Annotated in this window: 13 protein-coding genes; 8 read left to right on the top strand and 5 right to left on the bottom strand. The window is 62.5% G+C overall.

The window, feature by feature from the left end; translation table 11 throughout:
• Positions 1-124 precede the first annotated feature (124 nt).
• Positions 125-637 carry a glycine cleavage system protein R gene (locus tag C4J92_RS24360; RefSeq protein ID WP_124368593.1) on the top strand — a complete coding sequence of 171 codons (513 nt, stop codon included), beginning with the start codon at positions 125-127 and terminating at the stop codon, positions 635-637.
• A 222-nt stretch (positions 638-859) separates the two neighbouring features.
• Here the strand turns inward: C4J92_RS24360 and rarD are convergent, their stop codons facing one another.
• The 5 genes from rarD to C4J92_RS24335 form a co-directional block, all read right to left on the bottom strand.
• Positions 860-1,744 carry an EamA family transporter RarD gene (gene rarD / locus C4J92_RS24355; RefSeq protein WP_124372074.1) on the bottom strand — a complete coding sequence of 295 codons (885 nt, stop codon included), beginning with the start codon at positions 1,742-1,744 and terminating at the stop codon, positions 860-862.
• Positions 1,745-1,925: 181 nt separating this feature from the next.
• Positions 1,926-2,900: a serine/threonine protein kinase gene (locus tag C4J92_RS24350; RefSeq protein WP_124405471.1), complete on the bottom strand. Its 975-nt coding sequence runs from the start codon at positions 2,898-2,900 to the stop codon at positions 1,926-1,928.
• A 168-nt stretch (positions 2,901-3,068) separates the two neighbouring features.
• A complete protein-coding gene (locus C4J92_RS24345) occupies positions 3,069-4,967 on the bottom strand; it encodes a PhoX family phosphatase (protein WP_124405470.1) in 1,899 nt (632 codons plus the stop codon).
• 78 nt (positions 4,968-5,045) lie between these two features.
• Entirely contained in the window at positions 5,046-5,810 is a 765-nt protein-coding gene (locus C4J92_RS24340) for a TOBE domain-containing protein (RefSeq protein ID WP_124405469.1), read from the bottom strand.
• 57 nt (positions 5,811-5,867) lie between these two features.
• On the bottom strand, positions 5,868-6,605 hold the full coding sequence (locus C4J92_RS24335) for a ComF family protein (RefSeq protein ID WP_124405468.1): 738 nt from the start codon (positions 6,603-6,605) through the stop codon (positions 5,868-5,870).
• Between the two features lie 91 nt (positions 6,606-6,696).
• Between C4J92_RS24335 and bioB the strand changes: the two genes are divergently transcribed.
• From bioB to C4J92_RS24300, 7 genes are all read left to right on the top strand, one after another.
• Positions 6,697-7,755 (top strand): biotin synthase BioB, encoded by a 1,059-nt coding sequence (bioB, locus tag C4J92_RS24330; RefSeq protein ID WP_124405467.1) that lies wholly within the window; start codon positions 6,697-6,699, stop codon positions 7,753-7,755.
• A gap of 143 nt (positions 7,756-7,898) precedes the next feature.
• Entirely contained in the window at positions 7,899-9,080 is a 1,182-nt protein-coding gene (bioF, locus tag C4J92_RS24325) for an 8-amino-7-oxononanoate synthase (RefSeq protein WP_124405466.1), read from the top strand.
• Entirely contained in the window at positions 9,073-9,804 is a 732-nt protein-coding gene (locus tag C4J92_RS24320) for an alpha/beta fold hydrolase (RefSeq protein WP_124405465.1), read from the top strand. The genes bioF and C4J92_RS24320 overlap by 8 nt, the downstream gene beginning before the upstream one ends.
• Positions 9,797-10,609, top strand: coding sequence for a malonyl-ACP O-methyltransferase BioC (gene bioC, locus C4J92_RS24315; protein WP_124405464.1), 813 nt, complete (start codon positions 9,797-9,799; stop codon positions 10,607-10,609). The genes C4J92_RS24320 and bioC overlap by 8 nt, the downstream gene beginning before the upstream one ends.
• A complete protein-coding gene (gene bioD, locus C4J92_RS24310; RefSeq protein WP_124405463.1) occupies positions 10,606-11,286 on the top strand; it encodes a dethiobiotin synthase in 681 nt (226 codons plus the stop codon). Before bioC ends, bioD begins: the two co-directional genes overlap by 4 nt.
• 106 nt (positions 11,287-11,392) lie before the next feature.
• The gene (locus tag C4J92_RS24305; protein WP_124364675.1) at positions 11,393-11,674 is read left to right on the top strand and encodes a pyrroloquinoline quinone biosynthesis protein PqqE; all 282 of its coding nucleotides are present in this window, start codon (positions 11,393-11,395) and stop codon (positions 11,672-11,674) included.
• A 327-nt stretch (positions 11,675-12,001) separates the two neighbouring features.
• Complete coding sequence (locus C4J92_RS24300; RefSeq protein WP_124405462.1) at positions 12,002-13,807, top strand: phenylacyl-CoA dehydrogenase; 1,806 nt, start codon at positions 12,002-12,004, stop codon at positions 13,805-13,807.
• Positions 13,808-13,841 lie beyond the last annotated feature (34 nt).

The raw sequence follows: 13,841 nt of genomic DNA, 5'->3' as shown, positions 1-13,841 counted from the left end.
AGCGGAGAACCGGATGTTCTCAAAAAACTATTGGATTGTTCCAGATAAATATAAAAATGGTACACGATTTGTTTTCGAGGGCTCCCGGGTCCACCTTGTAGATTGATTTCCAGAGGGCTTCGCCATGGACCATCTTGTACTCACAATTATCGCCGCCGACAAACCCGGCCTGGTTGAGCGCATCGCGCAGAACATTGCCGCCCACGGTGGCAACTGGCTGGAAAGCCGCATGGCCCACATGGCCGGGCAGTTTGCCGGGATCCTGCGCGTCAGCGTTCCCGCAGAGAGCCGTCAGGCATTGGTGGGGGCGCTGGAGGATTTATCCACACACGGCATTCGCGTGCTGGTGGGTGAGGGCAGTTCCGGGCAGGCGTCGGCTTCAAAACCGATTGTGATGACCCTGGTGGGCAATGACCGCTCGGGCATCGTGCGTGAGATCACTGCGCTGTTGAGCCAGCAGGGTGTCAACCTGGAGCGTTTGAGCACCGATGTGCGCCCGGCGCCGATGAGTGGCGATCCGCTGTTCAACGCCGAGGCCTTGCTGCAGGTGCCCTCGACATTATCCCTGGAGACATTGCAGGCCTCCCTGGAAACCCTGGCGGACGATCTGATGGTGGAACTGCGCGCCGACGAATAACCACGCACAAGGTTATGCATGGAAATCTTGCATGGGCCTGTGGATAACCTGTAGAGACCCGACGCCAGGCCACGCCGCCCGGGGCTCTTCGCCACCTGAGCAAAAAACGAACAGTTTCAATGGCTTGTGCACAAATGGCGGGGATCAGGTTGTGGATAACCTTGGGGTGAATCGCTGCAAGCCACGAAAAATGTGGCTTGCAGGAGGTTGTACGTTATTTGATCAGCGTTTGCGCATGGTCAGCCAGGCATCCAGGCTGTAGATAACCAGGCCGGCCCAGATGAAGGCGAAGGCGATCAACGTACTGGGCGCCAGATGTTCGCCGAACAGCAGCACGGCTTCCAGCAGCACCAGCGTGGGCGCGACGTACTGTAGAAAGCCCAGTGCGGTGTAGGGCAAATGCCGTGCGGCGGCGTTGAAACACACCAGCGGGACCAGCGTGACGGGCCCGGCCGCCACCAGCCACCAGGCCTCGGAGGTGCTCCAGAACGGCAGTTGTGCACTGTGCGCCGTCGGGTTGAACAGCAACCACGCGATGGCAATCGGCACCAGCATCCAGGTTTCCACCACCAGCCCCGGCAGCGCTTTGACCGGCGCCTGCTTGCGAATCAGGCCATAGAAGCCAAACGTCAGCGCCAACACCAATGACACCCATGGCAAGCTGCCGACCTGCCACACCTGTTGCGCCACACCGACCGCCGCCAAACCCACCGCCACCCATTGCAGGCGACGCAGGCGTTCGCCGAGCAGGAGCATGCCGAGCAGCACATTCACCAGCGGGTTGATGTAGTAGCCCAGGCTTGCTTCAAGCATGCGCCCGGTGTTGACCGACCACACGTAGGTCAGCCAGTTGGCGGCGATCAGCGAGCCACTGAGGGCGAGGATCGCCAGGCGTTTGGGGTTGTCGCGCAGCTCGCGAAACCAGCCTGGGTGTTTCCATACCATCAACAGCAAACCGCCGAACAGCGCCGACCACAGCACGCGATGCACGATGATCTCGGCGGCGGGCACACTGGCAATGGCTTTGAAATAGAGCGGGAACAGACCCCAGATGACATAGGCACTCAGGCCCAGGATGTACCCCTTGCGAGGGTTGGCGGCGTGCATTGCAGAATCCTTGCTTAGGCAGCTAACAAAGCGCGATTGTAAGGATATTTGCCGGGCAATGGGATCTGCTTTGCTCTATGTGGGAGGGGGCTTGCCCCCGATAGCAGTGTGTCAGCTAAAGATAGGCTGACAGGTATACCATCATCGGGGGCAAGCCCCCTCCCACATAAAGCGAAAGCGGTCAGAAAAGTTTGAGGGGTTCTTCATTGAGCGCCGACAGTTGCTCACGCAACGCCAGCACCTGATCGCCCCAGTAGCGCTCGCTGCCAAACCACGGGAAGCTGTGGGGAAATGCCGGGTCTTCCCAACGTCGCGCCAGCCAGGCGCTGTAGTGCATCAGGCGCAGGGCGCGCAAGGGTTCGATCAGGGCCAGTTCCCGTGGGTCGAAGTCGTGGAACTCCTGGTAACCGTCCATCAATTCCGACAGTTGGCCCAGGCATTCCTGGCGATCACCCGCGAGCATCATCCACAGGTCCTGCACCGCCGGGCCCATGCGGCAGTCATCCAGGTCGACGATGTGGAACATTTCGTCGCGGCACATCATGTTGCCGGGGTGGCAGTCACCGTGCATGCGGATGTTCTTGTGCGGGGTGGCCTTGTAGACCTCTTCCACACGCTTGAGCAGGTCGCGGGCCACGGACTCGTAGGCCGGTAACAGGCTCTTGGGAATGAAGTTGCCTTCGAGCAACGTGGTCAGGGAATCGTGACCGAAGTTCTTCACGCCGAGCGCTTCGCGGTGTTCGAACGGGCGGGTGGAACCCACGGCATGCAAACGCCCGAGCAATTGCCCGAGGCGATAGAGCTGATCGAGGTTACCCGGCTCCGGCGCCCGGCCGCCACGGCGTGGAAACAGAGTGAAGCGGAAACCTGCGTGTTCGAACAGGCTTTCGCCGTTGTGGATCAGCGGGGCGACCACCGGTACTTCGCAGTCGGCCAGTTCGAAGGTGAAACGGTGCTCTTCCAGGATCGCTTCGTTGGTCCAGCGCTGGGGCCGGTAGAACTTGGCGATCAGGGGTTCGGAGTCTTCGATGCCCACCTGATACACGCGGTTTTCGTAGCTGTTGAGCGCCAATACACGGGCGTCGCTGAGAAAGCCGATGCTTTCGACGGCGTCGAGCACCAGGTCGGGAGTGAGTGTTTCAAACGGGTGGGCCATGCGAACTCCTGCGCGCAGCAGGGCGCCGCGTCCGGCCGGGTATGGTAACGCACCGGGCTTGAGATAGGTGGGGGCTGTGCTATCGCCATCGGGGGCAAGCCCCCTCCCACACTTGAATGTATCCGCAGTTCAAAATGTGGGAGGGGGCTTGCCCCCGATAGCGGTTTGTCAGGCGCCGACAACCCCGCCATCATCACGCCGAATCGCCACCACCGACGAACGCGGCTTGCCATTTGCCAGGTGCTCCGGCCAGGTCGACCCCCCGGTTTCACCCGGATGCTGAATGCCCACGAACAGGGTTTTCTGATCCGGCGAAAAGCTGATCCCGGTCACTTCACACGCCACCGGCCCGACCATGAACCGGCGGATTTCTCCAGTAGCAGGATCTGCACAGAGCATCTGGTTATTGCCCATGCCGGCGAAGTCGCCTGCGTTGCTGTAGTCGCCGTCGGTGAGGATCCACAGGCGGCCGGCCTTGTCGAAACCCAGGCCGTCCGGGCTGTTGAACATATTTTGCGGGTTGATGTTGGACGAGCCGCCCTTCGGCGAGCCCGCGTGCACGCCGGGGTTGCCGGCGACCACGAACAGGTCCCAGGTGAAGTCCGTGGCACCGTGGTTATCGGCGTCGGCTTTCCAGCGCAGGATCTGGCCATACACGTTCTTTTCTCGCGGGTTGGGCCCGCCCACCGGCTGGCCGTCTTCGCCGCGCTTGGCGTTGTTGGTGAGTGTGCAATAGACCTGGCCGTCGGTGGGGCTGACCACGATCCATTCCGGGCGGTCCATGCGCGTGGCTTTCACCACGCTGGCAGCCAAGCGGGCATGAATCAGCACTTCGGCCTGGCTGGCAAAGCCGCTGCTGGCATCGATGCCATTTTTGCCGTGGGTGAGTTCGACCCATTGGCCTTTGCCCTTGGGGTGATCGGCATCGCCATCGCCCGCGTCGAAGATCGCCACGTACAAGGTGCCGTGATCGAGCAGATCCTTGTTGGCTTTCGGGTTGTTATGGTCGATCCGATCGCGGCTGACGAACTTGTAGATGAACTCGCCGCGCTCGTCGTCGCCCATGTACACCACGGCGCGACCATCGCGGGTTTCTGCCAGCGCGGCGTTTTCGTGCTTGAAGCGGCCCAGGGCGGTGCGCTTGACCGGTGTGGATTGCGGGTCGAACGGGTCGATTTCCACTACCCAGCCATGGCGGTTGAGTTCGTTGGGGTTCTTGGCCATGTCGAAGCGCGGGTCGTGGGTGTGCCAGTGGATGTCTTTGCTGGCGGCGACCACGCCATAGCGTTTTTGCCCGGCGTCGAAGGTTTGCTGTGGGTCGCTGCTGCCGAAGCAGTCGGTGAAGTTCTCTTCGCAGGTCAGGTAAGTGCCCCACGGCGTCTTGCCGTTGGCGCAGTTCTGGAAGGTGCCGAGGGCTTTCTTGCCGGTTTTGTCGGCGCGGGTTTTCAACCAGTCGTGGCCGGCGGCAGGCCCGCTCAGGCGGATCGGCGTGTTGCCGTGGATGCGCCGGTTGTAGCGTGAATCCTGGACGAACTGCCAGGTATCGCCCTTGCGCTGTATTTCGATCACCGAAACGCCTTCGCTGGCCAACGCCTTGCGCACGTCTTCGGCCGATTGCGGCGCGTCGCCATGGGCGTAGAGGTAGCGGTAGTTGGTGTATTCGTTGTTGATCGCCATCAGTGCGCGGCGGTCGTCACCGGGGAAGGGAAACAGGCTCATGCCGTCGTTGTTGTCGCCGAACTGTTGTTCCTGGGCCTCGGCGGTGCCGTTGCCGCTGGGGTCGAAGGCTGGGGCGCGCTTGCTCAAGGGCTGGCCCCAACTGATCAGCACCGAGGCGCTGTAGCCGGGCGGCAGGGTGAGGGTATCGCGGGTAGCGGCGCCGATGCTGGCAAATCCCAGCAACGGGCTGGCGGAGGCGGCGTTCACGGCCAGCGCACTGCGGCTGAGCAGGTTGCCGCCCAGGAACATCGCAGCGCCGCACAGGGCGCCGGCGCCGATGAAGCGGCGACGGGTGAGGCCGACCATCTGTTCGAGGTCGGTGGCTTGGTTTTCTTCTAATAAGTTCATGTCAGGCTCCCTACGGTTTTTGCAGATACCTTAAGGAGCGCGCGTGACGAAATTGTTGCAGTTTGATGGCGCGTGCCGCTACACCGGGGTGCCGAGCAATACATTGCCGGGGGCGAACTGCACTTGGATCGGCTGGCCTTGCGCGGCATTGAGTGCGGTAAGTGCGGCGGGCTGCGCCAGGGCACACAGCACCTGACCGTTGGGCAGGCCGATGCGCACTTCGCTGGGGCCGTCTTCAGCGTCGAGAACCGCCTCGATCACGCCGCTCATGCAATTGTGTCCAGGTGTTGCGGCATGCCCGATAGCCAGCAATTCCAACCACCCGGCCTTGATCAGGGCAACCACTTCGACGCCGGCCTCAAGCTCCAGCCGTTGCGTGCTGTCGTGGGTGATGTGTGCATCCAGGTGCAGGCCGCCAGCCAATTGCAGGCGGACCCGGTCATTACGCCCATGGCGCTCAATGGCGCTGACCTGGCCGTGCAGTTGATTGCGCGCACTGGTGCGCAGCATCAGGCGCCCCAGCAGGTTGAAGTCGCGGGCTGCTTCGTCCGTAGCGAGCACTTCGGCTTGCAGCACTTGCAGGCGCTGATAGAGGCGCAGCACGCGTTCACCTTCGGCGGTCAGCCTGGCGCCGCCACCGCCTTTGCCGCCGACGCTGCGCTCCACCAGGGGCTTTTGCGCCAGGTTGTTCAGCTCATCGATGGCGTCCCAGGCGGCCTTGTAGCTCAACCCGGCACTTTTGGCGGCGCGGGTGATGGAGCCCTGCTCGGCGATATGCCCCAGCAGTGCAATGCGCTGGGGGCGGCGGATGATGTGCTGGCTGAGCGGGGAGGTCAGAGGCATGTGGACACGCTTGGCTGGAATGAGCGGACGTTGCCGCCCAGCGGCACGGGAGTCAAGTCACGTGCCGGGTTTTGGCGTGCGGGCCAGGCAATACACATCGACCTGGCGCGCACCGGCCTGCATCAATAACCGCGCCAGGCTATGGGCGGTGGCGCCGGTGGTCAGTACATCGTCAACCAGCGCCAGGTGACGTCCCTGCACCCAGGCGCCGGGTGCCAGGGCGAAGGCATTGCGCAGGTTGCGCTTGCGCGTCTTGGCGTCGAGGTCTTGTTGCGCAACGGTTTCATGGGGACGTAACAGCAGGTGTTCATCGTAGGGGATGTCCAGGTCGCTGCTGAGCCAGCGCGCCAGCATCGCGGCCTGGTTATAACCGCGCTGGCGCAGACGTTTGGGTGGCATCGGCACCGGCAGCAGGCAATCGGGGCGGCTGAGTTCGGCATTCTCGAACCGGTGGTGCAGGAATCTTCCGAACAGGCGCCCCAGCAAGTGCCCCAAGGGCCAGCGTGCCTGGTGCTTGAACCGGCTGATCAGGCTGTCCACCGGGAAACTGTAGGTCCAGGGCGCGATCACCTGTTTATATGCGGGTGGGTGCTTCTGGCATTGGCCGCAAATCAACCCGTCCATCGGCAAGGGCAGGGCGCACACGTCGCACTGCTCCATCAGCCATGGCAGCTCGGTTTCACAGGCGTTGCACACACAATCGACGCTATCAGCCCGGTCATCGCAGATTAAACAGGTCTGTACGCTTTTTAACCAGATGTAAACTTGGTGTTTGTTGGTTGGTTGACAGTGCATGAATCTTCCTTAAATATGCCGAGCATCCGTGTCGTACCTGTGGGTATTGCCTGCCCGCAGCGTTAGCCTAAGCATAATCAAGGAATCACCCATGAGCGCCAGCACCTCTGCCACCCTGCGTCACGATTGGTCTTTGGCCGAAGTCAAAGCACTGTTCGTGCAGCCGTTCAATGACCTGTTGTTCCAGGCGCAGACCGTGCACCGCGCGCATTTCGACGCCAACCGCGTGCAGGTATCCACCCTGCTGTCGATCAAAACCGGCGCGTGCCCGGAAGATTGCAAATATTGTCCGCAGTCGGGTCACTACAACACCGGCCTGGAAAAAGAAAAACTGATGGAGGTGCAAAAGGTTCTCGAAGAGGCCGCCCGCGCCAAGGCCATCGGCTCGACGCGTTTCTGCATGGGCGCCGCATGGAAACATCCATCGGCCAAAGACATGCCCTACGTGCTGGAGATGGTCAAAGGCGTAAAGGCCATGGGCCTGGAAACCTGCATGACCCTCGGCCGTCTCGACCAGAACCAGACCGCCGCGCTGGCTCAGGCTGGCCTTGATTACTACAACCACAACCTGGATACCTCGCCGGAATTCTACGGGTCGATCATCACCACGCGCACCTACGGTGAGCGTCTGCAAACCCTGGCCTACGTGCGTGAGTCGGGGATGAAGATCTGCTCGGGCGGCATCCTCGGCATGGGCGAATCCCTGGACGACCGTGCCAACCTGCTGATCCAACTGGCCAACCTGCCGGAGCATCCGGAGTCGGTGCCGATCAACATGCTGGTCAAGGTGGCCGGTACGCCGCTGGAAAATGCCGACGACATCGACCCGTTCGACTTCATCCGCATGCTGGCGGTGGCGCGCATCCTGATGCCGCAATCCCATGTGCGCCTGTCGGCTGGGCGTGAGGCGATGAACGAGCAGATGCAGGCGCTGGCGTTCTTTGCCGGCGCCAACTCGATTTTCTATGGCGACAAGCTGCTGACCACCGCCAACCCGCAGGCGGACAAGGACATGCAACTGTTCTCGCGCCTGGGCATCTTGCCGGAAGCCCGCGAGGAGCACGCCGATGAAGTGCATCAGGCGGCGATCGAACAGGCCTTGGTGGAGCAGAAAAGCAGCGAACAGTTCTACAACGCCGCCGCTGTCTGATTGAAATGCATCCCAAATGTGGGAGGGGGCTTGCCCCCGATGAGGGCAGTTCAGCCAGTATATGTATGACTGAACCACCGCTATCGGGGGCAAGCCCCCTCCCACCTTTTGAACCGCGAACACCCTGCTGAATCGAGGCCTGCATGTCTTTCGATCTCGCCGCGCGCCTCGCTGCCCGCCGTGCCGAACACCTTTACCGTCAACGCCCCTTGCTGCAGAGCCCTCAGGGCCCGGAAGTGGTGGTGGACGGCCAGCCGCTGCTCGCCTTCTGCAATAACGACTACCTGGGCCTGGCCAACCATCCGCAGGTGATCGAGGCCTGGCGCGCCGGTGCGTCCCGTTGGGGCGTGGGCGGTGGTGCGTCGCACTTGGTGGTGGGCCACGCCACGCCGCACCATGCGCTGGAAGAAGCACTGGCCGACCTGACCGGGCGCCCGCGTGCGTTGCTGTTTACCACCGGCTACATGGCCAACCTCGGCGCGGTCACGGCGTTGGTGGGGCAGGGCGATACGGTGCTGGAAGACCGTCTCAACCATGCCTCATTGCTGGATGCCGGCTTGTTGTCGGGGGCCCGTTTCAACCGCTACCTGCATAACGACGCCGCCAGCTTGGCCAAGCGCCTGGAGAAAGCCTGCGGTAACACGCTGGTAGTGACCGATGGCGTATTCAGCATGGATGGCGACCTGGCCGATCTGCCGGCGCTGGCCCGTGAAGCCAAGGCCAAAGGTGCCTGGTTGATGGTGGATGACGCCCACGGCTTTGGCCCGCTGGGGGCCAATGGCGCGGGCATCGTCGAACATTTCGGCCTGAGCCAGGACGACGTGCCGGTACTGGTCGGTACCCTCGGCAAAGCGTTCGGCACCGCCGGGGCCTTTGTGGCGGGCAGTGAAGAACTGATCGAAAGCCTGATCCAATTCGCCCGCCCGTACATCTACACCACCAGCCAGCCACCGGCATTGGCCTGCGCCACCCTTAAAAGCCTCGAGCTGCTGCGCAGCGAGCATTGGCGACGCGAGCACCTCAACGCGTTGATTCGCCAGTTCCGCCAGGGCGCCGAACAGATCGGCCTGGCGCTGATGGACAGTTTTACCCCGATCCAACCGATCCTGATTGGCGACAGCGCGCGGGCCCTGCGCCTGTCGCAGATGCTGCGCGAGCGCGGGCTGATGGTGACCGCGATCCGCCCGCCCACTGTGCCCGCCGGCAGTGCTCGTTTGCGCGTGACATTGACGGCGGCCCACAGCGCGGCGCAGGTGCAGCTATTGTTAAACGCGTTGGAGGCATGTTTCCGATTGTTGAACGCCACGGAGCCCGAACATGCGTGACCGACTGGTACTGCTGCCCGGCTGGGGCCTGGGGGTGTCGCCGCTGGAGCCGCTGGCTGCGGCGTTGCAGGGCTTGAATGAACACCTGCAGGTGCAGGTCGAGCCCTTGCCGGCACTGGACGGCAGCGAACTGGCCGAATGGCTCGACGAACTGGATGCCACGCTGCCGGACAATGTCTGGCTCGGCGGCTGGTCCCTCGGCGGCATGCTCGCTGCAGAGCTGGCGGCGCGACGCGGCGAGCGTTGCTGCGGTTTGCTCACCCTGGCGAGCAATCCGTGTTTTGTCGCCCACGCTGATTGGCCGCATGCCATGCCCGCTGAAACATTCGACGCGTTCCTCGCCGGCTGCCACGCGGATTCCCAGGTCACCCTCAAGCGCTTTGGCCTGTTGTGCGCCAAAGGCGCCGCCGACCCACGCGGGCTGTCGAGGCTGCTGGTCAGCGGGGCACCGAACACTGCGCCCAGCGTGTTGATGCCCGGCCTGGAGTTGCTCGCCCAACTGGACACCCGCGCCGCTTTGCAGGCCTTTCGCGGGCCACAGCTGCATTTGTTTGCCGGTCAGGACGGGCTGGTGCCGGCCGAAGCGGCCAGTGAACTGCTGGCGCTGCTGCCCGATGTGGAAATCGGCCTGATTGAACACGCCGGTCACGCTTTTCTTCTGGAAGACCCCCACGGTGTGGCGGGGGCCATCCAGGCTTTTTTGCATGAGTATGCTGATGACTGATCTATCCCATCCTCCTCTGCCGGGCGCCTTGCCGGACAAGCGCCAGGTGGCCGCGTCGTTCTCCCGAGCCGCCGCCAGTTACGACAGCGTGGCCGAGTTACAGCGGGCGGTCGGGCACGCACTGCTCGCTCGGCTGCCGACGGGCCTTGCGCCCCAGCGCTGGCTCGACCTGGGCTGCGGCACGGGCTATTTCAGCCGTGCACTGGCTGAGCGCCTGCCGGCCAGCCAAGGCACGGCGCTGGATATTGCCGAGGGCATGCTCAACCATGCGCGGCCTTTGGGCGGCGCGCAGCACTTCGTCGCGGGGGATGCGGAACGCCTGCCGCTGAAGGCGGACAGCTTCGAGCTGATCTTCTCCAGCCTGGCGGTGCAGTGGTGTGCGAATTTCGATGCGGTCCTCAGTGAAGCGTTTCGCGTGCTGCAACCGGGCGGCGTGATGGCCTTCGCCAGCCTGTGCGTGGGCACGCTGGATGAGCTGCGCGAAAGCTGGCGCGCGGCGGATGGCCTGGTTCACGTCAACCGCTTCCGCACTTTCGAGGCGTATCACCAGCTGTGCGCCACCAGTGGTTTTCGGGTGGCGAGCCTGGAGCAACGGGCCCATGTACTGCATTACCCGGACGTACGCAGCCTGACCCACGAATTGAAAGCCTTGGGCGCGCATAACCTCAACCCAGGGCGCCCGGGAGGGTTGACCGGCCGTGCGCGAATCGCGGCATTGATCCAGGCTTACGAGCAGTTCCGCCAGGGCCGGGGCCTGCCCGCCACCTATCAGGTGGTGTATGCCGTACTGGAGAAACCGCTATGAGCGCCGCTTATTTCATCACCGGTACCGACACCGATGTGGGCAAGACCACCATCGCTGCCGGCCTGCTGCATGCCGCGCGCCAAGCCGGCAACAGCACGGCGGCGGGAAAGCCCGTGGCCTCGGGCTGCCAGGTAACGCCCAAGGGGTTGCGCAATGCCGATGCCGTGGCGCTGCTCGCCGAATGTTCGTTGCCGTTGACGTATGCCGAGGTAAACCCGGTGGCGTTCGAACCGGCGATTGCACCACATCTGGCTGCCCGTGAGGCAGGTGTCGCGCTCACGGTGCAGTTGCTGCTCAAGCCGATGCAGCGGATCCTGGCGCACCAGGCGGACTTCACCTTGATCGAAGGCGCGGGCGGTTGGCGCGTGCCCCTGGCCGACCAGGCCAATCTGTCGGATCTGGCCATTGCGCTCAAGCTGCCGGTGATTCTGGTGGTGGGGGTGCGGCTGGGGTGTATCAGCCACGCGTTGCTCACGGCCGAAGCGATCGCACGAGATGGTCTGCCGCTGGCCGGTTGGGTGGCCAATATCATCGATCCGAAGACCTCTCGTCTGGAAGAGAACCTCGCCACCTTGGCCGAGCGTTTGCCGGCGCCTTGCCTGGGGCGAGTGCCCAAACTCAAGCACGCCGGGGCAGCCGCGGTGGCCGCCTACCTGGAAATGGACCTGCTTGACTGATTTTGGCTATCGCTAAGGCAATATGCCATTAGTGTTTTTAGCGGGCCTTTTGCCAGGATGTCTGGTTCAATTGGCTATCACGATTCTCTAAAGGCAGGCTTGCGCCATGGAAATCTCTGGAAGCAGCGCGTTTTATTCGGGCCTGAGCACCATTCAGGCCGGGCAGAGCCGTGTCGATCAGGCCGCCGGCAACATTGCCAGCGCCGCGACCACCCAGCCATCGGCCGCGCAAAGCGACCGTCTGCAGGCCAATGATCGTGCCCAGGCATCCAATTCGGCGAGCAATATGGTCGAAATGGCCCAGGGCAAGTTTCAAGTGGAGCTGGGGGCAAAAGTTGCCAAGGCTTCGGACGAAATGCTCGGTACGTTGATCGATACCTACGCCTGATTCACTCTGAATGCACGTCACAATGTGGGAGGGGGCTTGCTCCCGATAGCGGTCTATCAGTCAGCTTATTCATAGCTGACCTACTGCTATCGGGAGCAAGCCCCCTCCCACATTCCGTGCCCTCCCGACAAACTCCTACACTTCTTGATCTGTGGCATCACGCCACAGGCTTCGCCGTGCCTGCCATTGACCCGCATCAAGACAAACGGCATCGGGCCGACGCTTGACAACCCCAGGTCGTAAACGTATGTTTCAAACACCTGTTTGACCGCCATCACACATGCACGCGGTTGTTCATCCCAGATACATCAGCAGAGGTTTATCGCTATGCCTGACTACAAGGCCCCCTTGCGTGATATTCGCTTCGTGCGTGACGAACTGCTCGGCTATGAAGCGCACTATCAGAGCCTGCCGGCTTGCCAGGACGCTACCCCGGACATGGTCGACGCCATTCTGGAAGAAGGCGCCAAGTTCTGTGAGCAAGTGCTGGCACCGTTGAACCGCGTGGGTGACATCGAAGGGTGTACCTGGAGCGAGTCAGGCGTTAAAACCCCAGCAGGTTTCAAAGAAGCCTACAAACAGTTCGTCGAAGGCGGCTGGCCGAGCCTGGCTCACGACGTGGCACACGGCGGCCAAGGCCTGCCGGAGTCCCTGGGCCTGGCGGTGAGTGAAATGGTCGGCGAAGCCAACTGGTCGTGGGGCATGTACCCAGGCCTGTCCCATGGCGCGATGAACACCATTTCCGAGCATGGCACGCCCGAGCAGCAAGACGCATACCTGACCAAACTGGTTTCGGGCGAGTGGACCGGCACCATGTGCCTGACCGAGCCGCACTGCGGCACCGACCTGGGCATGCTGCGCACCAAGGCCGAACCCCAGGCTGACGGTTCCTACAAAGTCTCCGGCACCAAGATCTTCATCTCGGCCGGTGAACACGACATGGCCGACAACATCGTCCACATCGTATTGGCGCGCCTGCCGGATGCACCGGCTGGCACCAAAGGTATCTCGTTGTTCATCGTGCCCAAGTTTCTGCCCAACGCCGATGGTTCGGTGGGCGAGCGCAACGCGGTGACCTGTGGCTCTCTGGAGCACAAGATGGGTATCCACGGCAACGCCACCTGCGTGATGAACTTCGACGCGGCTACCGGTTACCTGATCGGCCCGGCGAACAAAGGCCTGAACTGCATGTTCACCTTTATGAACACCGCGCGTCTGGGGACTGCGCTGCAAGGCCTGGCCCACGCCGAAATCGGCTTTCAGGGCGGCCTCAAATATGCGCGTGATCGCTTGCAGATGCGCTCCCTGACCGGTCCGAAAGCGCCGGACAAAGCCGCCGACCCGATCATCGTGCACCCCGACGTACGCCGCATGCTGCTGACCATGAAAGCCTTCGCCGAAGGCAACCGTGCGATGGTGTACTTCACCGCCAAGCAAGTGGACATCGTCAAGTACGGCACCGATGACGAAGCCAAGAAACAGGCCGATGGCCTGCTGGCCTTCATGACCCCGATCGCCAAGGCGTTCATGACCGAAGTCGGTTTCGAGTCCGCCAACCACGGCGTACAGATCTACGGCGGCCACGGGTTCATCGCTGAGTGGGGCATGGAGCAGAACGTTCGCGACAGCCGTATTTCGATGCTGTACGAAGGCACCACCGGCATTCAGGCGCTGGACCTGCTCGGTCGTAAAGTGCTGATGACCCAAGGCGAAGCGCTGAAGGGCTTCACCAAGATCGTCCACAAGTTCTGCCAGGCCAACGAAGGCAACGACGCGGTCCAGGAGTTCGTGACTCCGCTGGCGGCGCTGAACAAAGAATGGGGCGAGTTGACCATGAAGGTCGGCATGGCCGCGATGAAAGACCGTGAAGAAGTCGGTGCCGCCTCGGTGGACTACCTGATGTACTCCGGTTACGCGTGCCTGGCTTACTTCTGGGCCGATATGGCCCGCCTGGCCGCTGAAAAACTGGCTGCCGGCACCACCGAAGAGGCGTTCTACACCGCCAAGCTGCAGACCGCGCGCTTCTACTTCCAGCGCATTCTGCCGCGTACCCGCACCCACGTGGCAACCATGCTGTCGGGCGCGAGCAACCTGATGGACATGAAAGAAGAAGACTTCGGCCTGGCTTACTAAGCCGCACCGGGATCTTCTAAAACCGCCGCCCTAA

Source organism: Pseudomonas sp. R3-18-08 (assembly GCF_003852065.1).
In the GTDB taxonomy this organism is placed as follows: domain Bacteria; phylum Pseudomonadota; class Gammaproteobacteria; order Pseudomonadales; family Pseudomonadaceae; genus Aquipseudomonas.
The sequence above is the reverse complement of the archived record's forward strand: the minus strand, read 5'-3'. Positions and strand labels throughout refer to the sequence as shown.

Coding starts and splice junctions, on each gene's coding strand:
- bioC (WP_124405464.1), top strand. CDS start 9,797: ATGACTGATCTATCCCATCCTCCTCTGCCGGGCGCCTTGCCGGACAAG.
- C4J92_RS24345 (WP_124405470.1), bottom strand. CDS start 4,967: ATGAACTTATTAGAAGAAAACCAAGCCACCGACCTCGAACAGATGGTC.
- C4J92_RS24320 (WP_124405465.1), top strand. CDS start 9,073: ATGCGTGACCGACTGGTACTGCTGCCCGGCTGGGGCCTGGGGGTGTCG.
- bioF (WP_124405466.1), top strand. CDS start 7,899: ATGTCTTTCGATCTCGCCGCGCGCCTCGCTGCCCGCCGTGCCGAACAC.
- bioD (WP_124405463.1), top strand. CDS start 10,606: ATGAGCGCCGCTTATTTCATCACCGGTACCGACACCGATGTGGGCAAG.
- rarD (WP_124372074.1), bottom strand. CDS start 1,744: ATGCACGCCGCCAACCCTCGCAAGGGGTACATCCTGGGCCTGAGTGCC.
- C4J92_RS24305 (WP_124364675.1), top strand. CDS start 11,393: ATGGAAATCTCTGGAAGCAGCGCGTTTTATTCGGGCCTGAGCACCATT.
- C4J92_RS24340 (WP_124405469.1), bottom strand. CDS start 5,810: ATGCCTCTGACCTCCCCGCTCAGCCAGCACATCATCCGCCGCCCCCAG.
- C4J92_RS24300 (WP_124405462.1), top strand. CDS start 12,002: ATGCCTGACTACAAGGCCCCCTTGCGTGATATTCGCTTCGTGCGTGAC.
- C4J92_RS24360 (WP_124368593.1), top strand. CDS start 125: ATGGACCATCTTGTACTCACAATTATCGCCGCCGACAAACCCGGCCTG.
- C4J92_RS24350 (WP_124405471.1), bottom strand. CDS start 2,900: ATGGCCCACCCGTTTGAAACACTCACTCCCGACCTGGTGCTCGACGCC.
- bioB (WP_124405467.1), top strand. CDS start 6,697: ATGAGCGCCAGCACCTCTGCCACCCTGCGTCACGATTGGTCTTTGGCC.
- C4J92_RS24335 (WP_124405468.1), bottom strand. CDS start 6,605: ATGCACTGTCAACCAACCAACAAACACCAAGTTTACATCTGGTTAAAA.